At 53.9% G+C, this 21,693-nt stretch carries 15 protein-coding genes; 8 read left to right on the top strand and 7 right to left on the bottom strand.

The annotated features are described in order from the left end of the window. Positions 1–248: 248 nt before the first annotated feature. The 6 genes from comJ to HNP33_RS14300 all read right to left on the bottom strand — a co-directional run bounded on the left by comJ (position 249) and on the right by HNP33_RS14300 (position 10,326). Positions 249–719: a competence protein ComJ gene (gene comJ, locus HNP33_RS14275; RefSeq protein WP_184709699.1), complete on the bottom strand. Its 471-nt coding sequence runs from the start codon at positions 717–719 to the stop codon at positions 249–251. A 1-nt stretch (position 720) separates the two neighbouring features. Next, entirely contained in the window at positions 721–1,428 is a 708-nt protein-coding gene (locus HNP33_RS21340) for an RHS repeat-associated core domain-containing protein (RefSeq protein WP_184709698.1), read from the bottom strand. A gap of 156 nt (positions 1,429–1,584) precedes the next feature. Further along, entirely contained in the window at positions 1,585–2,226 is a 642-nt protein-coding gene (locus HNP33_RS14285) for a hypothetical protein (RefSeq protein ID WP_184709696.1), read from the bottom strand. Between the two features lie 8 nt (positions 2,227–2,234). Beyond that, positions 2,235–7,232 carry an RHS repeat-associated core domain-containing protein gene (locus HNP33_RS14290; protein ID WP_184709694.1) on the bottom strand — a complete coding sequence of 1,666 codons (4,998 nt, stop codon included), beginning with the start codon at positions 7,230–7,232 and terminating at the stop codon, positions 2,235–2,237. Next, positions 7,232–7,678 carry a DcrB-related protein gene (locus tag HNP33_RS14295; protein WP_184709692.1) on the bottom strand — a complete coding sequence of 149 codons (447 nt, stop codon included), beginning with the start codon at positions 7,676–7,678 and terminating at the stop codon, positions 7,232–7,234. The genes HNP33_RS14290 and HNP33_RS14295 overlap by 1 nt, the downstream gene beginning before the upstream one ends. 23 nt (positions 7,679–7,701) lie before the next feature. After that, complete coding sequence (locus HNP33_RS14300; protein ID WP_184709690.1) at positions 7,702–10,326, bottom strand: type VI secretion system Vgr family protein; 2,625 nt, start codon at positions 10,324–10,326, stop codon at positions 7,702–7,704. A gap of 241 nt (positions 10,327–10,567) precedes the next feature. Here HNP33_RS14300 and tssB point away from each other — a divergent pair, with 241 nt between their 5' ends. The 7 genes from tssB to tssG all read left to right on the top strand — a co-directional run bounded on the left by tssB (position 10,568) and on the right by tssG (position 17,617). Beyond that, positions 10,568–11,116, top strand: a complete 549-nt coding sequence (tssB, locus tag HNP33_RS14305; protein ID WP_184709688.1) for a type VI secretion system contractile sheath small subunit — start codon at positions 10,568–10,570, stop codon at positions 11,114–11,116. Positions 11,117–11,154: 38 nt separating this feature from the next. Continuing rightward, a complete protein-coding gene (gene tssC, locus HNP33_RS14310; RefSeq protein ID WP_184709686.1) occupies positions 11,155–12,654 on the top strand; it encodes a type VI secretion system contractile sheath large subunit in 1,500 nt (499 codons plus the stop codon). A 46-nt stretch (positions 12,655–12,700) separates the two neighbouring features. Next, positions 12,701–13,240, top strand: coding sequence for an Hcp family type VI secretion system effector (locus HNP33_RS14315; protein ID WP_184709684.1), 540 nt, complete (start codon positions 12,701–12,703; stop codon positions 13,238–13,240). A gap of 79 nt (positions 13,241–13,319) precedes the next feature. Further along, complete coding sequence (locus tag HNP33_RS14320) at positions 13,320–14,105, top strand: type VI secretion system accessory protein TagJ (RefSeq protein WP_184709682.1); 786 nt, start codon at positions 13,320–13,322, stop codon at positions 14,103–14,105. A gap of 14 nt (positions 14,106–14,119) precedes the next feature. Beyond that, positions 14,120–14,653 (top strand): type VI secretion system baseplate subunit TssE, encoded by a 534-nt coding sequence (tssE, locus tag HNP33_RS14325; RefSeq protein ID WP_184709680.1) that lies wholly within the window; start codon positions 14,120–14,122, stop codon positions 14,651–14,653. Beyond that, the gene (gene tssF, locus HNP33_RS14330) at positions 14,653–16,521 is read left to right on the top strand and encodes a type VI secretion system baseplate subunit TssF (protein ID WP_184709678.1); all 1,869 of its coding nucleotides are present in this window, start codon (positions 14,653–14,655) and stop codon (positions 16,519–16,521) included. The genes tssE and tssF overlap by 1 nt, the downstream gene beginning before the upstream one ends. Before the next feature lie 13 nt (positions 16,522–16,534). Beyond that, positions 16,535–17,617 carry a type VI secretion system baseplate subunit TssG gene (gene tssG, locus HNP33_RS14335; RefSeq protein WP_184709676.1) on the top strand — a complete coding sequence of 361 codons (1,083 nt, stop codon included), beginning with the start codon at positions 16,535–16,537 and terminating at the stop codon, positions 17,615–17,617. A 15-nt stretch (positions 17,618–17,632) separates the two neighbouring features. On the opposite strand, the gene tssH is transcribed toward tssG, so the two are convergent. Further along, positions 17,633–20,407: a type VI secretion system ATPase TssH gene (gene tssH, locus HNP33_RS14340; RefSeq protein ID WP_184709674.1), complete on the bottom strand. Its 2,775-nt coding sequence runs from the start codon at positions 20,405–20,407 to the stop codon at positions 17,633–17,635. 238 nt (positions 20,408–20,645) lie between these two features. Between tssH and tssA the strand changes: the two genes are divergently transcribed. Beyond that, positions 20,646–21,671: a type VI secretion system protein TssA gene (tssA, locus tag HNP33_RS14345; protein ID WP_184709672.1), complete on the top strand. Its 1,026-nt coding sequence runs from the start codon at positions 20,646–20,648 to the stop codon at positions 21,669–21,671. Positions 21,672–21,693: the final 22 nt, after the last annotated feature.

Genomic DNA, 21,693 nt, shown 5'->3' on the forward strand with positions numbered 1-21,693 from the left:
CAGTTTGTGGTGCGGTACTTGCGCCGACCCCAGTTCGTCTCACTCATCATCCGAGCCTACTACCGCTGCGGCCCGGATTTGTGCAACAAAGCCGTGCCAAAGTACTGTATTTGACTAGACAGCAGGGCCGTGTTGCTTTGCACAGCTTGCTAGCTTGGATGTTTCCGCCTGGGCCGTTGCCCAAGCTCTCATTGGCGGCCGGCAAAAATAGCTGATTCACAGCTCAGTAATATAGAGATTTTTTCAATTTAACTAATCGTAAATAAAGATCTTTCCGCGACACCTCCAAAATCGTCATTCTGCAGAAATTTAGGCTCCACTCTTCCTTTAGAGAATTTCAAATTATAATAAACCTCATCAATATCATCCGATTCACATATTTCAAAATATATTGAATACGAACCGACATCTATTTCAATATTTATTTTGTGTTTTGTTACCACTGACGCGATATATAAATCATTTAAGCTAACAACATCAAATGGAACAACCATCGCCCTCAATGCATTTGAATCAGGGGCATAATATTCTTGCAAAGAGATATTTATTTTTGCAGCGAATGCACCGTCAACAATCGGATCGAATATAACATGTCCATGATTTATTAGAACTCCCTGAGCCACACTTTCATCATTCCATTGGACATTGCTATCCAAGAATGGTACTGATCGGACCTGAATTTGATGGTGTGATATCTGCAAATCTACTTCTTGATTCATGTCATTCTCCTATGCGCACTCTGATTTTTGTACCATCTGGCAAATCTTGCAATATATTCCCAATACTTGAGCCTGCTCCACGATTATCTGATGGATCAATATGTCTAACACTGGCACCTTTCCCTCCCTCTTTAAAGACAGCCATAGGCCATTCGTCTCTATCTTTTTGTGGAGCAGTTTTTATTCCTTTAAGACTTGCTCGCCTGTTGGTATTGGCGCCACTTCGGTCAATAGTTACTATATCTGGATGCCCCGCTTTAATTGCGTCACCAATATGACCTGCCGTCTGCGGATATTGGCCTTTCGAAATAGTTAAATCATAATCATGAGTATTTTCATTTGATTTGGTTAGAGTGCACCCAAGCAGACCTATTGGATCGATCCAAGTAATAGGATTAGGCGAATAACTCCCTAAATTGATTCCTCCAGCCAACCCAATCGGATCAGGGCAGATGAACCGCCCTACATCCGGGTCATAGTACCGGAATGTGTTGTAGTGCAGCCCGGTGTAGCGGTCAAGGTACTGGCCTTGGAAGCGCAGGTTTTGCTGTTGATCGGCTTTGGCGGGACTGTCGCCTTCGTCGAGTTTGTGAACCGGGCTGCCTGCAAGTGTCTTGACTTCCCACTCTTCGGCAACCGTTGATCCCCAGGTTTTGTAGCTGGCCTGCCAGATCACCTGCCCTTGGGCATTGGTCAGCTCTTGCGGCATACCTACCTGGTTGGTTAAAAAGCAGTAGAACTAATTTGATCGCTATTATTGCCAAGCTGTACTGCCATCATGTCTCTAGTCCTCGATGCGCAGGGTTTACGTCTTCTGTCTAATGATTCTAAAAAAACAAAATCGCTCAATTCTTAATTCCATTTATTACTTCATTAGGCCCAATTTAACCAACTCATTAAAAATAGAATTCACTTTATCCATCTCACCCGGTCTAGGTTGAAATTTATCCTTCAATAGCTTGACTTTTTCATAAGCAAACTCTATCTTGCTCAAATCATTGTTCTTAATTGCATATCCAATCATAAAAAGAACAAACTGCATATATGGCTGAGACGGCCATTTCCAGTGGAAAGAGCTCATATTCTTCTTTACCACATTAGATTCATCAGAGTATGGCTCATAAAAGATGGATTCAGTCTCTTTGATTTTATCTCTAAAAAAATCAATCAGCAACTTCACATCAGATTCTACTGTTAATTTAAAAGAGCTGAAATCAATATTCCTGGAAACAATTCCAACGATCAAAGGATCGTCTTGGGTAAAAATTGAATCGAGTTTGCTTTTTAAAATGGCACTATATTCGTTATAGGAAACATCCTGAGATGAATATATGGAATATTCTTCCCTGCCAGACAAATTAAAGCTCACCCCCCATGTGTTTGCGCCATTTTTTTTTCTTAGCCCATAGATTTCTGGATTACCCAAATCTTTCTCCCACCCACTCTTCTTTAATTCATCGAAGAGTAAATCACCTATTTTTTTTTGAAAATCACCCCTCTTACTCATGGCAACTCCTATTTCCTTAATATCTTTCCTGTAGCAGGGTCAACAGTAACTTCAACTGTTCGTACAGGGCCTGTTGGATCTCCCTTTTTTATTCCTGTAGATGGTTCTCCTGGTCGACCCTCTACGCGTCGGCTACCCCATACTGTTCCCTCACCAGAAGCAATTTCTTTATCTCGTGCAATTTGCTTCGGGTCTCTGGTTGCATTTCCTGTCTTGGTTTCAACCTGAATAACCTCACCAGTCTTACGATCTCTAACGATAATATCCCCTTGCCTCCAATTCCCCTCTTTTGGGGTCTTTATTCTAACTTCTGTATTGATCAACTCGTATCTTCTAGAGCGACTTAGTCGATCTGCCAATTTATCTCTACCTGCATCGCCTTGTATTTTATTATCCGAGCAATTTAATCCCCAAGGATCAATCCATCCTATCGGGTTGAATCCATAAGAACTTAAATTAATACCTCCCATTAACCCAATCGGATCAGGGCAGATGAACCGCCCTACATCCGGGTCATAGTACCGGAATGTGTTGTAGTGCAGCCCGGTGTCGCGGTCAAGGTACTGGCCTTGGAAGCGCAGGTTTTGCTGTTGATCGGCTTTGGTAGGGCTGTCGCCTTCATCAAGTTTGTGAACCGGGCTGCCTGCAAGTGTCTTGACTTCCCACTCTTCGGCAACCGTTGACCCCCAGGTTTTGTAGCTGGCCTGCCAGATCACCTGCCCTTGGGCATTGGTCAGCTCTTGCGGCATGCCTACCTGGTCGGTGTGGAAGTAGTAGACCTTGCATAGCTGGGCTTGGTCAGCGCTTGCCGTCACCCTTTCTGTTCCGGTACCCCAGTCCTGGATTTGCAGCGCTTGCGCTTTTTGCCGCGCCGTTTCGTTCAGCGATGCCCAGTAACGGCTTTCCGCATCGTCGGCCGCAGTTTTTGAAGGATTTGAGCCTGTAGCGCCTGTCTGGCTTGCGCTGAATGCAACACTATTGATAGCATCTGGCGGCTGCGCATCATCTACAGTGCCCAGCCCACCTTGGTCTGTTTTCTCTCCGTCTGCATCCAGCCTTGCCAGTGGTACGTAGCTGCCGGGCTCGTACACGTAGCTGATGGTGTTGCCACCCCGCCTCTCTTCGATCAGCCGCATGCCTTCCCAGATGAAGGTGGTGGTGCCAAAGCTGTCGTGTTTGGCGACTCTGCGCCCTATGGCGTCATAGTCAAACCGTGTGGTTTGTGTTGCCTGGTGTTCGGTGCCAGGGCGTCTGGTTGTGATGACTTCGATCAGGTGGTTTTCTTCATCCCACCTGAATTGCTGTTCGGTGTGTCTACCTACAAGTTTGCGGATCAGTCTGCCATGGCCATCGTAGAAGTAGCGCTTGTCTTCAAACACCCGCACCAGGTTGTCACGCACGTAGCCGCGTTGCGACAGGGCCGTGCTGCTGCGCACTGCCTGCTGTGTAGCGGCATCCTGGATATTGCCAGCCGGATCGTAGCCAAAGCTTTCATTGGCCGCCTGCGCAAATGGCTGGCGTACACCAGCCAGAGGGGCGTGCTGGGTGTGCAGGATGCGGCCCGTGGCGTCGTACTGGTGGCCGGTGTCGCCTTGCAGGCTGTGGCGGCTGGCTCGCAGCTCACCCACCTTGTCGTACTGCCAGGCCTTGAGCAGCCCTTGCGGGCGCTGTACCTGACTGGCGGGGTCTTGCTGCAACGCGGCCAGCGCGCTGCGCCATTGGCCTGCTGCAGCATCGTGGGGCCCAAACGGCTGGCTGGGTGTGTCGGCCGCTTGTGTCCAGGCCCCGGCAAGGCGCCCTACAGGGTCGTGGCTGTAGCGGGTGTGGGCGCGGCCCTGGCTGCGCAGTATTTCCTGGTGCAGGTCGTCACGCTCGATGTCGCAGATGAGCTGGTGCACAGCCTGCGCATCTGCGGCTGCCGTGTTTTGCTGGCTGTAGTTGACCTGGTGGAGGTGGCCCGAGCCGTAGTAGAGGTAGTTGAGCGCTCGCTTGTGCAACGGCTGATGGGGCAACTGCGGCAGCACGGTCTGCGTGCGGTTGCCCAGAAGGTCGTGCTGGTGCTGGAGTGTGTGGCACTGGCCAGTGGTGTGGTCAATGCTCTCTTCCTGCACCACGTCGCCCATCAGGTTGTAGGCAATGCGTGTTGTGTGCAGCGGTTGGGTCTGCGGGCTACTGCCGGGGGGTGTAGTGTCTGCGGGGCCGGTGTCGATGATTTTGAGTTTGACAGCCTCCACCAGTTGGTCAAGCAGGTCGTACTGATAGCGGTAGAGGTATTCTGCAGTTCGCTTTTCTACCAGCCTGCCCACTTTGTCGCGCACCAGCTCGATGCGACGAGGCTGTACGCCTGGCGCGGCAGCCTGGCCAGCATGGGTTGTTCCCCAACCGGGCACCTCTGGCGTCGCACCTGCGCCCGAGGTACCAGCTGCGCTGCCGATGTCATCGCCCAGCCCTGGGTGGTAGGTGACAGCAATGGGCATGCCTGTCAGGTTGTATTCAATGTCTACCTTGACACCGCCAACGCGCGTTTCCTGTACCAAGCGATCGGCCAGGTCGTAGGCAAATTCAAAGGATTCACCGTTTTCGTTGACGAGCCTTTGCAGCCGCAGCGCGCTGTCGTACCCAAAGTTGACTTCTCGTTGCTCCTTGTCGATGGTGCGCAGCAACTGGCCGCGGCTGTTGAAGGAGAAGCCGGTGACGCGGCTCAAGGCATCGGCAATGTTTTGCAGCATGCCGCTTTCGTCGTAACCATAGTTGGTGTTGGCGCCATCTGCCGTGGTGGATGCGAGCAGGCGCCCTTGTGCATCGTGCACATAGCGCGTGACTGCGCCGCGCGCGTCCGTAGCGGTGCTCAGGTTTCCCCAGCCGTCATAGGTGAAACGCGTGGTTTTGTCAGAGCAATCGGTGTATGACGCAAGCTGGGCTCTGGGCGTCCAGGTCAAATACTTGACGCCGCCTTTGGCATCCACGATCTTGGTGGCAAGGCCTTTGTCGTCGTACACATACTGGGTAAGGCTGCCATCGGGCGCTTTAATGCTGGTGAGATCGCCCGAGTCGCTATAGGTGTAGAGGTAGGATTGGCCATTGGGTAGGCCTTGGAGCCATGGCAGGCCCATGTCGTTCCAACCCGTGGCGGTAACCCGGCCAATGGGGTCGGTCACACCGCTGACGTTGCCTTTGGCGTCGTAGCGTACCAGCGAGGTATTGCCACCGGGCTCTGTGTATTTGCTGACCAGCCAGCGGTCGTTGTATTCGAGCTTCCAGTGCTGCTGCTCTGGCCGGATGGCTTCCAATAATTCGTAGTGCGGATTCCAGGTGCACAGGTAGCGTCTGCCCAGATGATCCACGACTTCGGTTCCGCCAAAGACGTCGTTAGGCCCAGGAGCCTGCGCGTCCCACTGACCCTGGAGCAGTCGATAGGCAAAATGGTAGGTTTCACCATCATTGGTCCAGTTCTTGACGACCCGGGGCCGATCTTCGAACTGCTGCCATTCGTAGTAACTCTCCAGTCCCGAAGCATGCGCGTGCATGCTCATCAGCCGTTGGGCGTTGTAGGCAAAGCGCCGTGAGATTTTCTGGGTGCGGTCAATCACATGTTGCAGCTGACCGTGGGCATCGTAGCGGTACTGCACGAGCGGCCCCACATTCTCGCCAGGTGCTGCCTTGGTGATGGCAATGCTTTGGAGCTTGCCGCCAAGCTGTGTTGCATAGTTGAAGCGCAGAACGCGGCCGGTACTATCCGTGCATTCTTCCAGCTTCCCTGTGCCTGGTTGGCGGCGCAGCGATATGTAGTTGGCATGCCGGTCTTCGATGCGTTCCAGATCGTGAATCAGCGCATTTTGGGTAGAGTCGGCACGTGCCTGTTCTTCGAACAGGTAGTACATGCCATCGGCTGCGGACACAAAATACCGGTCGCCCTCTGTGCGGTACAGAGACAGTTGCTCTACCTCGTGGTACCACCCTTGAGCACGCGGGAGATCAGGAAATTCGATTTCCCGCCCGCCATAGCTGATGAACTTGAGCGTACGCTCGCCATCCTGCGCCGTTTCAATCTTGAGCTGCAGGCACAAAGGAGTGCTCCAGCCTTGGCCGAGCAGCGCGTTGTCCCTCGTATCCGCACTGCTGTAGATGCGGTGCCAGTCAAGCGGCAAGGGGCCTGGCAGTGAAAAATCCACTTCAGGTTGCAAGACCTTGATGCCTGTCGCCAGATGCACCGGGTTGCCCATGACTTGCTCGACCTCGGTCAAGATACCGTTGACGGCAAAACCAACCGACGCACCAGCCTGAAAAAGGCACGGCAGGTTTTTGGCGAGCCGCGGCACTGCAGTCAAGCACTTCCAGGCCTTTCTGAGGTTATGCAACTGCCATAACACATTGGCAACCCGCAGGATCGTAGAGACCTCGCTCGCAACATCACGAACGCGGGCCTTTGGATCTCCGATGAACACATCCGGAGAGCCACTCTCGATCCGCGCGCCACATTCGACTTTGTCTCCCACCCGAGACGCCACGCAGGTATTGACAAATACCGTCTCTGCCCCTTCGGCAATCAGTATCTGCGGGGTATGCTTGCTACAAATAACTTCATCGATCGGAGAATCGGGTGTTGCTCTTGCTGCGCCGGTGGATTCGCTGTTGATGAACACATCCTGAGAGGCAGTAATGATCTCTCCAGTGATCTCGTATTCTTCGGGGCATATCTCGTCGACGAGAGGCTCCATGGCCTCAGCCCCTAACGATGCCCCATACACGCTGCCAGCCACTCGTGCCGCTACCACCACCAGACCCACGGCGATCACCGCGCCGGTACCCAGCGAGATGCCGGTCAAGAAGGTACCCAGGGCCACAGCACCCGTCACCAGTGCTGCTGCGGCAATTCCCCCCAGCATGCCACCTATGGCACCGCCGATACCGCCAACGACAAGTTTGGTAAGGTAACGCCAATTGGGGTTTTTCTGGTGCGCAATCGGATCGTGCAGCCGCGCTGCTGGGTGACTGGCTACCGACATCAGGCCCCCTCTCTGAACCTGAAGCTCTGGAGAATTTTTTGCCAGTACTCTTCGTCGGCTGCAGACATGGTGCCGCCAGTACTGGCCGTAAAAATAAGCAAATCATCAGAGGCAGGCAGCTGCATCACCACCTGCTGCTGAAAAGTTGCGACACCGTTTTGCTTGAACTGCAGTTTCAGCAAATAGCCCTGCAGTTTCTTGGTGGACGAGGCTTGCACCGCCATTGGCACCTGACCATTCGACTTGAAGCCACTCAAATAGGACTTCATCTTCTTGAGCTGCCGCTCAATGAATTGCTCCAGGCTCTCGCCAGCTTCAAGCACATCGCGGGTCACCACAATGGAGATGCCGACGCCATCTTCAGGCATCAACACATTGGTGGTGCGGTCAATGTGGGGCTTTGGCAAGTCAAGCGTGCCTTCTTGGATATGGTATTTCATGAACATCAATTGGTCGTAAATATCGATCTTCAGCCTGCAGCACCGCCCCCGCCGCCTTCTTGCGCCTTGACTGCCAACGGCGCAGCACAATTCAGCAGGATTTTTCCACCACGCTCGTCGAGTTGCTCCGTAAAACTGATCAGACCGATCTTTCCTACGATCAGTACTTCGCCTGTGTCTTTGAGCGTCAGCGATGCGCCGTCGCCTTTGCCTGCAACCAAGGTGATGCTGCTGTTCGCTTCCAATCTGATGTGTTGACCTGCCTTGATAAGCACCGAGTCATCATTGGCCCGGATGTTGACGTTTTGCTTGGCCATCACAGATGCATCATTGTTTGTCGACGCCATGGTGATGCGCTCTTTGGCTGTGAGATTGAAGTTGCCCGTTTGTGCGTCGTGAGCAATATCACCACCCGTCACCGTCGTGCGCTGACCACCAGCAGTGACGTGAGTGAGCATGCCTGCTTTTGCAAGCAGACTCAGCTGATCCTGCGTGGAGGAAACCGTGACGCTGCCCGTGCCACGCATCGTGACCGACTGCCCCGAGCTGATCACCACCGGCTTGGGACTGATCATGGAGTGCCCCTCGGGACTGACGATCGACACAATGGGCTTGTTGATGTCCTTGGATCGCGTAAGCAGATCATTAGCCCCCGGCAGCGCAGGATCGGTATTCAGCGGCATCTGCATCTCGGGTCCCGTTCCTGATTTGCTTCCGGCCGCCGCAAAGGCCTGCATGGCAGCAGCCATGCCGCCCAGCGAGGTCTTCGCAGCCTCTTTTCCCACCATTGAAAGGATGCCGGAGGCAAGCTCTGACATGTGGTCTTTCTTGATATCGTTCAGGCCTGAAATCACTGCATCCATGGCAGATACGGCAGACGATGCTTCCTGCATCAAAGTCTTGCTGTCGGCCAGGTGTTCGCCCAGATGCTCAAAGCCGTCCGGATTGTCATGGGTGATTTTGTTTTTGAAGTCCTGCGTATACGTGGTGATCAGCAAGCCTTTATCCGCGCGGATAGCTCCCCACTCATTGGTTCGTAACTCAAAGCCGTAGCTGCGTTTGGCTTCCGTGCTTTGGTTCATCAGGTAACCCATATGCAAATGGGTGTTGCCATGGTCGCTGGACAACTCCAAATGCTCGATGCCCTTTTGGTCCTCGAAGCGCAGCATGTTCTTGCCCCCACCGCCCTTGCTCCAGTTGGTCTGCGTACCAGATTGGGTCTTGTGTTTGGGCAGCTCCCACGGGGGCATCTGCATGGCGTTGTAGACACGGCCTGTGATGATGGGGTAGTCCGGGTCACCGTTCAGAAAGTCCACAATGACTTCCTGCCCGATGCGCGGGATGTGCATGCCGCCGTAGTTGCTGCCCGCCCAGGTCTGGCTCACACGGATCCAGCAGCTGCTGTTTTCGTCAAACGTGCCGTAGCGATCCCAGTGGAACTGCACTTTGACCCGCCCGTATTTGTCGGTGTAGATTTCTTCGCCCGCAGGGCCTGTGATGACGGCTGTCTGCGGCCCCGTGGTGTGGGGCTTGGGGGTGACGCGCTGGCTTCTGTAGGCGGTGCTTTTGGGCATGACTGCAAAGCTCAGCCGGTAGGTGGTGCCGCTGTCGATGCCTCCTCGCTTGGCTGCGCCCGAGCCCCCTGCACCATCACTGCGGCGCACGTTTTCTTCAAACCGGTAGTGGGCCGATTCGATGAGGTATTCCTTGTTCTGGTCCCCCCGTGGGTATTTGCTGAAGGTAAAGAGGTAGCCGGGGGCGATGTTGCGGGCGTTGCCTTCGCCTTGCGCGATTTCCCGCTGTGCCTTTTGCTGCTCGATGCGGATGCGCGCGTAGTTCTCGCCGTCGCCATGCTCGGTGTAGCCGCCCGGCCATTCGTATTGCTCGCGGCTGTCTTCGCTGTGGCCTGCAGGCTGCTGCTGGCGGGTGTCGAGGATGGCCTTGGGCTTTTCGAAGTCGTAGTCGTCGGCTGCAAAGTTGCCGCTGGCGATGTCTTCGGCATAGACCCATGCGTCGATGAAGTCTTCATCGTGGACGTGTGCCGCACGGCTTTCCGGGTAGTACGGGATGGTGCTGGGGCCATTGGGCAACGGGCTGTGGCTGCCGATATCATCGGCCAGCACGAGGGTGTGGCTGCCCATGCTGTGGCTGAAGTAGTAGTAGCCGCCTTCAAGCTCCAGGAGGCGAGAGACGAAGTTGAAATCGCTCTCGCCGTATTGGACGATATAGGGCCATTCGCGGTAGGTGCCCGTCAGCTTGTCTTCGATGGAAAAGCCATATTTGCCCAACACTTCTTTGATGATGTCGGGGGCTTTTTTGAACTGGAAGATTTTGAAATCACTGCGGCGCGTGGCGTGCCACAGCCAGGGGCGCAGAATGCTTTCGTAAAGGTAAAAGTCACCGTCTCTGCCGACGTAGGTGAACTGCGTCACCTGCCCCGAGATGAACCGTTTGCCCCCGCCCCCCTTCTCGGTGGTGAGGTCGACTTCGACGCTCATGTCCTTGCCCAACAGGCTTTTGGCTGAGATGGATGAGTTCTGGCTGATCAGCCGCACCCGAAACTCAAACAGCCGCGATATCTGCTCGGTTCCCTCCAGCGAGCGAAATTCCAATTGATCGCCCAATGGGCTGTGGGCGATAAAGGTGCGGTTCATGTACCCAAACTCCTCAAAGCAGTGCTATCAATTTATTCAGCTTTACCGACTATCAATCGGGTTGAAGCAATAGAAATTTGATCGTATGATAGCTAAAAAATTTTGGGAAATTTCCAACGATAGCCAATGGTCTAGTTATCATTTTTGAACGAAAATGATGTAAATTGCAACTTCAATTGCGGATAGCTATCGAGAAATTTGGTCTATCCAATTACTGCGGGGCACAGATATGACGACAAGCATGAACATCAAGCAGCGCTTGGCTGCACGAGGCAAAAGCGGACAGAAATTCATTGCCCGCAACCGCGCCCCACGGGTTCAGATCGAGTACGACGTCGAGGTCTACGGGTCTGAAAAAAAGATACAGCTTCCTTTTGTCATGGGAGTGATGGCTGATTTGTCAGGAAAACCTGCGGAGCCGCTGCCAGAAATCAGTGACCGCAAGTTTCTCGAAATCGATGTCGACAATTTCGACAGTCGCATGAAGGCCATCAAGCCCCGTGTTTCCTTTCAGGTGCCCAATACCCTGACTGGCGAAGGAAACATGGCTATCGACATCACGTTCGACAGCATGGATGACTTCTCTCCCGATGCCGTTGCAAAAAAAGTGGATTCGCTCAACAAGTTGCTGGAAGCTCGCACGCAGCTGGCCAATCTGCTGTCGTATATGGACGGTAAATCTGGCGCGGAAGACCTGATTGCGAAAGTGCTGGCCGATCCAGCACTGATGAAGGCTTTGTCTTCAACCCCTAATCAATCCACCGACAAGCCCGCAGCCGAAGAGCAGTAAGCGCACTTTCCTGCCAGCAGTAAATTAGAGGACAAAGTATGGCGACCACTGAAAAGCAAGGCCTCGGTCAGACCGTGGCTTTGGAGCGCGATGAATTTGCAGCGCTGCTCAACAAGGAATTCAAGCCAAAGACTGACCAGGCACAGGAAGCGGTTGTTTCTGCTGTGCGTACCTTGGCCGAGCATGCGCTGGCCAATACCAATATCATCTCCGGAGACGCATATCGCACCGTCGAGGGAATGATTGCCGAGATTGATCGCAAGCTGTCTGAGCAGGTCAACCAGATCATCCATCACCAGGATTTCCAGCGCCTTGAAGGTAGCTGGAGAGGTCTGCACTACTTGGTCAATAATACCGAGACGGATGAAATGTTGAAGATTCAGGTTTTCAACATCAGTAAGAAAGATTTGGGAAGGACGCTGCAACGCCACAAAGGCATTCTGTGGGATCAAAGCCCAATCTTCAAGAAGGTTTATGAAGCCGAATATGGTCAATTCGGTGGTGAACCCTTTGGCTGTCTGGTTGGCGATTACTATTTTGATCACAATCCCCAGGACGTGGCTCTGCTGACAGAGATGTCCAAGATTGCAGCTTCTGCGCATTGCCCGTTCATCTCCGGAGCAGATTCAAGCCTGATGCAGATGGAGTCGTGGCAGGAACTCGCCAATCCACGTGATCTGACCAAGATTTTTGGAAATACCGAATACATCAAATGGCGCGCTTTGCGTGACTCCGATGATTCTCGCTATCTCGGACTGACCATGCCGCGTTATCTGGCACGTCTGCCCTACAGCACCAAAGACAATCCAGTGGACGGCTTCGATTTCGAAGAAGATACAGCGGGCGCCAACCACAACAATTTCTGCTGGTCGAATTCTGCCTATGCCATGGCGACCAATATCAATCGTTCCTTCAAGTATTACGGTTGGTGCACCTCCATTCGAGGAGTTGAGTCGGGCGGCATTGTGGAGGATCTGCCTGTTCACATCTTCCCAAGTGACGATGGCGGCGTTGACATCAAATGCCCTACTGAAATTGCCATCAGTGATCGCCGTGAGGCTGAGTTGGCCAAAAACGGTTTGATGCCGCTGGTCTACCGCAAGAACAGCGATGTGGCCGCCTTCATCGGTGCTCAATCGCTGCAGAAACCCGCTGAATACTACGATGCAGATGCAACTGCCAATGCCAATCTGTCGGCCCGGCTTCCCTATCTGTTTGCCTGCTGCCGGTTTGCGCATTACCTCAAGTGCATTGTGCGTGACAAGATTGGCTCGTTCAAAGAGCGCAATGATGTGGAGCGCTGGCTGAACAACTGGATCATGAATTATGTCGACGGCGATCCAGCCAATTCTTCTGAAGGCATCAAGGCGATGAAGCCATTGGCTGCCGCTGAGGTTGTAGTTGAAGAGATTGAAGACAACCCTGGCTACTACACCGCCAAGTTCTTCCTGCGCCCTCACTACCAGTTGGAAGGCCTTACGGTTTCGTTGCGGTTGGTTTCCAAATTGCCCTCGGTCAAACAAGCAGTTACCCAATAATTTTTCCCGCTAGCAGTTATTTATTTATTCATTTGGAGGTACAGAAATGGCGATTAATCGTTTGAACAGCCCAGTTGCCAACGTTGCTCCTGAGCAGCGCCTGGGTGGTGTAGTAGATATTTATTGCAAGATTGATGGCGTCGATGGCGAAGCACAAGACGCAAAACACCAGGGCTGGATCCATGTAGAAGCTATTGCCGGTGGCGTAGCGAACGCTGGCGCATTTGCGTACGGTGGTGGTGGTGGCTCTGGTAAGGCACAGTGGCAGGACATTACCGTCCGGGGCAAGTTTGACAAGTGTTTCGCTACCTTGATGCAGAAGTGCGCAACGGGCGAGCACATCGGCAAGGTTGAAATCTCTGCCTGCAAGGCTGGTGGCGAGCAACAAGAGTTCCTGAACATCAAGATGGAAGATGTGATCATCTCTTCATTGAACCTGTCGGGCGCGGAGTCTACCGAGCCTATGTTCGACTGCGGTTTCAACTTTGCCAAGGTAACCGTAACCGGCAAGGGCCAGGACAACAAGGGCAGCATGGGCGGTGCAGTTACTGCGGGCTACAACGTCAAGCTCAACCAAAAGATTTGAGCGGATCACACTCCCGCTCAATGGAGGGGCTATATGCCCCTCTTTTTTTCTTATCACGCCTCACTTGACTGTCCAAATCATGCCCGATCAATCGCTTGTAGAAAAGGTTTCGCAGGTTCAAGGCTCGATCCGTCAAAAACCTTCCGACGACAAGCTGCGAATCCATCTTTTTCAACTGTATGTCCAAGAAGGCAAGTGGCAAAAGGCGCTGGTGCAACTGCAAATGGCGGCGCAACTCAATGCTTCGCACAAAATGATGGCGCAGGCCTATCGGCTTGCCATCCGTGCAGAGATGCTGCGTGAAGATGTGTTCAAGGGAAGGCGATCTCCCAATGTACTGGGGCAGCCGCTGCAATGGATCAGCTTTCTCATCGAGGCGCTGCAAGAGGATGGAAAAGGTAATCCTTTGGCAGCACTTGAGCTGCGGCTTCAGGCCCTCGATGAGGCCAACGCAGTATCGGGCAGGCTGAATGAACAACCTTTCAATTGGATCGCCGATGCCGACTCCCGGCTTGGCCCCGTTCTGGAAGTATTGGTCAATGGCGACTATTATTGGCTGCCGTTTGAAGCGATTAGCGAGGTCAAGATCGATGCGCCAGTGGACCTTCGGGATCTGGTGTGGATTCCCGCGCACGTGAAGCTTGTGAATGAGGGGTATCACCCCATGCTCCTGCCCGCTCGCTATCCGCTTCTTGACATGCCAATGGAGGATGCGCATCTACAGTCAAAAATCTCGACCTGGACAGCCATGGAAGGAGATTTGTTGTGCGGCCAAGGCGTGAAGGTCCTGTCGACCGACACCAGTGAGGCATCTCTTTTGGACGTTCGATCCATCCATCTGCAAAGCGCATTGTCAGAGAGTTGAAGGTATCGCTGTTCATGAGTCAGAACGACCATTCGCTTCCCAGCCACGGAAATGCAGACAACTTGCTTCCAACGCTTCTGGATCGCCTTACAGACCATGCACCCCAACGCGAAAAAGACACGCTGTCTGAAATAGTCGTCTCTCGTAAACAGCTGCGCCAGATTATTCTGCGAGACCTGTCCTGGTTACTCAATGCGACCAATGCAGATTCCGATTCTGCCTTTCGTGAATTTCCGCAGGTCCGGCGTTCTGCACTCAATTTTGGACTGCCAGCATTTTCGGGCAAACGCGCCTCGGATGTGAAGCTCGGCGAGTTGGAAGAAGAAATACGCCGCGCCATTGCGCTGTTTGAACCCCGCGTGATGAGCAGCACACTGTCTGTGCGGGGGATTGTGTCCTCGGATAATGAAGCGGCCCACAACATGGTCGTTTTCGAGATTCGCGGCCAGATCTGGGCGCACCCCTATCCAATAGAAATGTTGCTCAAATCAAGCATTGACCTGGAGACTGGGTCCGTGTCGCTGCTGGATCAGTTAGGAGACAACTGATGGACCCTCGCCTACTCGATTACTACAACCGCGAGCTGTCCTATATGCGTGAGCTGGGGCAGGAATTTGCACAGGAGCACCCCAAAATTGCCGGACGCCTGGGCATCAAGGGAACCGACATCGCAGACCCGTTTGTCGAGCGCCTGCTGGAAGGCTTTGCGCTGCTGACAGGCCGTATCCAGTTAAAGATGGATGCAGAATTTCCCAGGTTTTCTCAGCGCCTGCTGGAACTCATCTACCCGCACTATCTCGCGCCAACACCCTCGATGGGCATTGTGCGTATGCATCCCGGGAAGGCTGACAGTGGAATCACAGGGCCGTTCCTGGTGCCCCGTCATACACTCCTGCGAGCACCCATCTCACCCGGGCAGGTCACTGCCTGCCAATTTCGGACTGCGCACGATGTGGAGTTGCTCCCCCTTGCTATCCAACAGGCCTGGATCGAGGGAAAGTCCAGCGACGTACGTATCCCCCATAGCACCAAAAAGGTCGCCAGCAGCCTGCATCTGAGCTTTGCTTCTGTTGACAACCGTCCCATTGGCAAGATTGGGTTTGACAAGCTTCCCGTCTATATTGGTGGGCCATTGGAGCGTGCACTTTTCATGCTCGAGCTCATCTGCGGCCGCAGGGTTGGAGCAGCCCTTCATTGGAGCGAAGCAGGCAAGGAACGACAGGCGTGGCTGTCACCCGAGCAGATCGCAGGCATGGGGTTTGATGCGGAGGAAGCACTGATTCCTTACGGCGCTCAAGGCTTCAGCGGCTATCGCTTGCTGCAGGAGTTTTTTGCGTGTCCTGATCGATATCGGTTCTTCAACATCAAGGGGCTTGACCCGCTGCTACGCAGAATTTCAGACACGCAGTTCAGGCTGGTTCTCCATTTCGATCGGCCCGCAACCGAGCTGGAAAAGCTCATTGACCAGCATAGTTTTCACCTTTTCTGCACGCCCATCGTCAATCTGTTCCCCAAGCGGGGGGACCGCATCGATGTTTCAATGGCTCACTTTGAGCACCATCTTCTCGCTGACAGAACCCGTCCGCTGGACTATGAGGTCTATTCCGTGTCGGCCATTCATGGGTTTTCCGCTGAGAACACTGAAATTCAGACATTCCTGCCAATTTACGAGACACTCGGCGCTCTTCAAGAGGCTGACTCCCAGGCCTATTTTTCTCTGCGCAGAGAGCCGCGCAAGCTCTCTGAAGTAGCCAAAAGGCATGGGCCGCGGACTGGGTACATTGGCAGCGAAGTCTTTGCTCAACTGGTGGATCGGCAAGATACACCTTATCCGCAGACGCTCAACCGGATCGCACCTGACATGTTGTGCACCAACAGAGACTTGGCTTTGCTGATCAGTACTTCGGGGGAGCGGAACTTTCAACTGGCTGTATCGGCCCCGGTGAAACAGGTAGAGCTGGTGACGAATTTGACCCGGCCAACGCCCGCGATCGCGGAAATGCGCGCAACATGGCGTCTGCTAAGCCATCTGCAGCTGAACTACCAGACGCTGACGGATTCCAGCCCGGAGGAAGGCGCAAAAGTCATGCGTGAGCTGCTGAACCTCTACGCACTTCTGAGCCACCAGGACGGTATACAGCAAGCCGACTCGGTTTCGTCCATGCGCGTGTCTCCAATGCATGTCAGAGCGCCACAACCAGGCCCTATTCTCTTTGGCCGGGGAGTTGACATCCAGCTTGTGATTGACCAATCCAAATTTGGTGGAAGCAGCCCCTGGTTGTTTGGCGCGGTGCTCGAGCGGTTTCTATCGCGCCATGTCAGTATCAATTGCGCGACCCGTCTGAAGATGGACACGCTGCAACATGGCTCCTTTGCAAGCTGGCCTACACGAATGGGCTTGCGGCCCAACGCATGAATTCTCTTCTGCCATGTCTGTAGAAATTGATCCGCCGCAACCTCCATATGCTTCAGTGACTGCGCTCGATCCTGCCGAGCAAATGCTGGCACGCAACGCACTGCCTGCAGAAGCATTGGATCTCTTTGCACTTCTGCGGCATATAGATGCATTGAGCAAAGGAGCGAAGCTGGGCTACTCGCATACACCTCGTGATGAGCGTGTGCGTCTTGGCCAGAACCCTTCCACCCTGTTTGCGCCATCTACCATCTTTAGCATCGATAGCCCAAGGCGCGATAAGCGTCCAGTCATCAAGATTCTGAGTTTTGGCGTTTTTGGCCCCAATGGCGCCCTGCCTCTGCATTTGACGGAATATGTACGCGAGCGCCTGCACAACAACCTCGATAGCTCGCCAGCGGACTTCATTGACATATTTCACCATCGCCTCATATCGCTGTTCTACCGCGCATGGGCCGATTCTCAGTCTGTGGTTCAGCTCGACCAGCCTGGTATAGACAAATTCAGTTTTTATGCCGGCGCTTTGATTGGCATGGGGTTTGAGGGCAGTTGGAGACGGAACACCGTTGAAGACAGCGCCAAGCTTTATGCTGCTGGCCATCTTTTGCGCCTGACGAGAAACCCCGAGGGCCTGGAAAACCTGTTGGCCCACTATTTCGGCACACCATGCCGGATTACCGAATTCAACAGCACATGGATTCGCATTGACGAGGACGAACAAACCCGCCTCTCTGGGTGGGGTATGAACAACCAGTTGGGCGTGAATGCTGTCGCGGGAGCCAGGATACAAGATGTGCAGAGCAAATTCAGGATCGCTCTGGGAGCCATGCCGCTTGTCCTCTACGAGAGCTTTCTGCCGAGTTCTCGCAACAACCGCAAGATCCGGGATTGGGTTCGGGACTATGTTGGCATCGAAATGGACTGGGATTTACAGTTGCTTCTTGCGCCCGAGGAAGTGCCTCCAAGCAAGCTTGGCGGTACTACACGCCTTGGATGGACGAGCTGGCTCGGGGAGCGAAAAACCAAGGCACCGGCAAACGATCTGCGCCTGAACCCTGAAAAGGATGCCACAAGGTTCGTCAAGCTGGCACCCGCTTGACGAACCATCAAGCGCTTACTCGAACTGTAGCACCAGCCCCTGATCAGGCACGGCGGTGAGCCGCACCGTGGAGAGTGTCTGCGCATTCATTGTCCGGTGCAGAACCTCTTTGCTGATCCCCGCCAGAACGTTGGTCGAGAGGATTGCATCAACCATCCGGCCTCCCGACTCGATATCGGAGGCTCGTTCGATGATGGCTTTCACGGCATCCTCTTGCCAATGGAAGTGGGCACCGTGATTGTCCCGAATTCGAGACTGGATACGTCCCAGCTTGAGTTCCACGATCTTTGCCATCACATCGGGGGCCAGCGGGAAATAAGGCACAACGGTCATGCGCCCCAAGAACGCAGCGGGAAACACTTTCAGCAAGGGCTCTCGCATGGAGCTGGCGAGCACGCCTGGGTTCGGAATCAAATCCGGATCACCGCACATGTTCATGATCAGATCCGACCCAACGTTGGAGGTCAGAATGATGACCGTATTCTTGAAATCGATGAGGCGGCCCTCCCCATCTTCCATGAAGCCTTTGTCAAAAACCTGGAAAAAGATTTCGTGAACGTCCGGGTGGGCCTTCTCGATCTCGTCCAGCAGTACCACGCTGTATGGCTTGCGGCGAACAGCTTCCGTCAGCACGCCCCCTTCTCCATAACCGACATAGCCCGGCGGCGCGCCTTTGAGGGTTGATACCGTATGGGCCTCCTGGAACTCACTCATATTGATGGTGATCAGATTTTGCTCACCTCCATACAAGGACTCCGCCAATGCCAAGGCCGTTTCCGTCTTGCCTACACCGCTTGGCCCCACCAGCATGAATACCCCAATGGGCTTGGAGGCATCCTCCACCTTGGCACGCGAGATCTGAATGCGCTGGGCAATCGTTTCAAGACTGTGCCCCTGCCCTACCACGCGCCGGCCCAGGGTGTCGGCCAAGGCGAGCACCGCAGCGATCTCATCCTTGACCATGCGCCCAACAGGAATACCCGTCCATTCGGAAACCACAGTTGCCACAGCCTGCTCATCAACCGAAGGCAAAACCAGCGGCTGCTCGCCCTGTATCGCGGCAAGTTCCGCCTGAGCCTGCGCCAATTGCTCCACCAACTGAGCGCGCTCCTCCTCGGTCAAGGACGATTCCACCGCCGCATCCGAATCATCTGAAGTTGGAGCGACCGATATCGGCGCTGGCACAGCATCCGAAGGCACAGCAGCATCTTCTTTGGGGATCGGTGAAAGACTTCCGAAAGCAGCTTGCGGATTGAGTTTCTGGCGCAACTCGAAAACCTTCGCGACGACTACATGTTCGCGCTCCCAGCGTTCGCGGCTCTCGCGCAGGGAAGCATCCAGAGCGCTGAGCCTCGAGGCAATGAATTGCGCGCGCTCTGCATGCCCGATACCAATCGATTCTTCACGAAGAAGGATGTCTCTTTCGGTACGAAGCAATGCTATCTCGCGCTCAATGGCTTCGATATGGACGGGCGTTGCATGCTGCGTCAACGAGACACGCGCACAGGCTGTGTCCAGCAAGCTGACAGCCTTGTCAGGCAATTGGCGCGCAGGAATATAGCGGTGAGACAGTTGCACCGCAGCAGCAATGGCCTCATCCAGAATCAAGATCTTGTGATGCGCTTCCATTTGCGCAGTGATGCCTCGAAGCATCGCAATGGCCTTCTCCTCCGAGGGCTCATGGATCTGCACCACCTGAAAGCGGCGCGTCAATGCGGGATCTTTTTCGATATATTTCTTGTACTCTGCCCAGGTGGTTGCACCAATCGTGCGCAAATTGCCGCGTGCCAATGCAGGCTTGAGCAAGTTCGCCGCATCCCCTGTGCCCTGCGCACCACCTGCACCCACCAACGTATGCACTTCGTCAATGAACAGAATGATTTTGTTGGCACTTGCCTGAACTTCGTCGATGACCTGGCGCAGCCGCTGCTCAAACTCACCCTTCATGCTGGCTCCCGCCTGGAGCAGACCCACATCTAGCGTATATACCGAGACATCTTTTAATGGCGGAGGGACATCCCCAGTTGCAACCCGGGCGGCAAAGCCCTCCACCACCGCCGTCTTGCCGACTCCGGCCTCTCCGGTCAGCAATGGATTGTTCTGTCGGCGGCGAAGCAAAATGTCCACAATTTGACGGATTTCATCATCACGCCCAGTGACAGGATCCAGCTTGCCTTCTTTAGCCTTGGCGGTCAGATCAACCGCATATTTTTTCAACGCGCTGCTTTTGGAATGGCCCGGGCCCATGGCCTGGCTCGCCTCACCAGGCTGAACACCCAACTCGCCGGAGCCATCCGTGGCTCGCAGCACATCTTCGGGAGAGCCTTTGGTCCACTGAGTCAGACCATCTGCCACCTGATCAGGCTGGAGTTTGCGAAACTCCGCAGACATGCGATGCAGGACAGCACGCAAGTTGGTCGTTTTCAGGATACCTACCAGCAGGTATCCGCTTCGGATCACCTCATCGCCATAGAGCAAAGTGGAATAGATCCAGGAGCGCTCGATGGCCAGATCAATATGCTCGGAAAAATCCACAATGGCCGTCGCTCCCCGGGGAAGCCGGTCCAGTTCGGCAACGATGTCCTTTTCCAGTGCTGCCTGGTTTATGCCGAAGTGCTTCAACACTCTACGGAAATCTGAATCCTGATCCTGGAGGATTTGTTGAATCCAATGCACGAGCTCGACGTATGGGTTGCCTCTGATTTTGCATGCAACAGTTGCAGCTTCAGCCGCACGAAATAGTTGCTCATTCAACTTGCCAAACAAGTGGCTGCGGCTGATCTCCGACATTCCGTCCCCCAAAAAAATGTCTATCAACAAACAGGACGCCGTATGACCTGCCCAAGAGAGCAGGAATGCAGCGCTTCCGGACCGGGTTGCAGGCACTCAACTCTGCAAACGCATGCAACGCCATTACTTTTATTCAAAATAAACAGCCGCTATTGAGTAGCCCAAATAACATGCATCTACACTATCATATTCGAATCTAGGCATTGGGCGCATGTGGCGCGTGGCGGGAGCAAGAAAAGTGGAAGATTTCAATGTAGACGTGAATTGGGCGGTGCCTATTTCAGACACAGAGCCTTCAGGAAAGAACACTGAATTCGAAACAAAGTACGCAGAACTGGAAACTGCAGCGCTCTTCAGCCCTGAGCAGCAATACGGCGACACCGTCATCGCCAGCAAGGAGCCTGATTGGCAACAGATGCTCAGGCTGGCCGCCGATCTCTCATCTGAGACAAAAGACCTGAGAGTCATGCTTCTCCTCACCCGCGCATTGACGCGTATGCACGGCCTGCAGGGATTGCACTATGGGCTCAAGAGCGTAAATACGGTGTGTCAGCTTTTTTGGTCGTCGGTACATCCCCAATTGGAGATTGACGGAGCGCAAGATCCGCAGATGCGCTATAGCGTATTTAGCGATTTTGGCGACATAGGAGCACTTGTGGCCGACATGCGCCAAAGCATCCTGCTCCCAAGCCATATAGGCGCTTTCAGTATCAAAGATCTGGAGCGATTGGCGGACAACGGCTCCATCGATATCAACGGCATATCCGTCACCCCAACCCAAATCTCACAGATCGTGCAGGAGCAGGCACAGTCTCCAGATACCGAATTGCTGGCTCTTCCTGAACAGATCATTGCAGAAATTGCAGCTATACAACTCAGATGCCAACAGGAGTTGGGAAGTGAATTCGAGCCAGATCTTCTGCCCCTGTCCCGTCCGCTCCAGAAAATTCTGAAGCTGATTCGAGCAGACGGCCCGGGCACGGATCCAGCCCAGACAAGCGAAGGAGGTGCTTCCGGGGCTGTAGAGGCGATGCCAATGCCTGCGGCGGCTGGAGATATCCGGTCCCGCAAGGATGCTGTCAGGCAGCTGGAGCTGGTTTGCCAATACCTTGAAAAAAATGAGCCGACCAACCCAGCCCCATTGCTGATCCAGCGGGCAATCAAAGTCATGGAGATGAGTTTCATGGATATCGTGAAGAACATGGCGCCCGACGGACTCAACCAGGCCATGTTCATTACCGGCGCTGAAGCGTCAGACGATTGAATGCTGTTCTTCAGATACTCCC

Origin of the sequence: Comamonas odontotermitis (genome assembly GCF_014207855.1) — a bacterium.
GTDB classification, from domain to species: Bacteria; Pseudomonadota; Gammaproteobacteria; order Burkholderiales; family Burkholderiaceae_C; genus Comamonas; species Comamonas odontotermitis_A.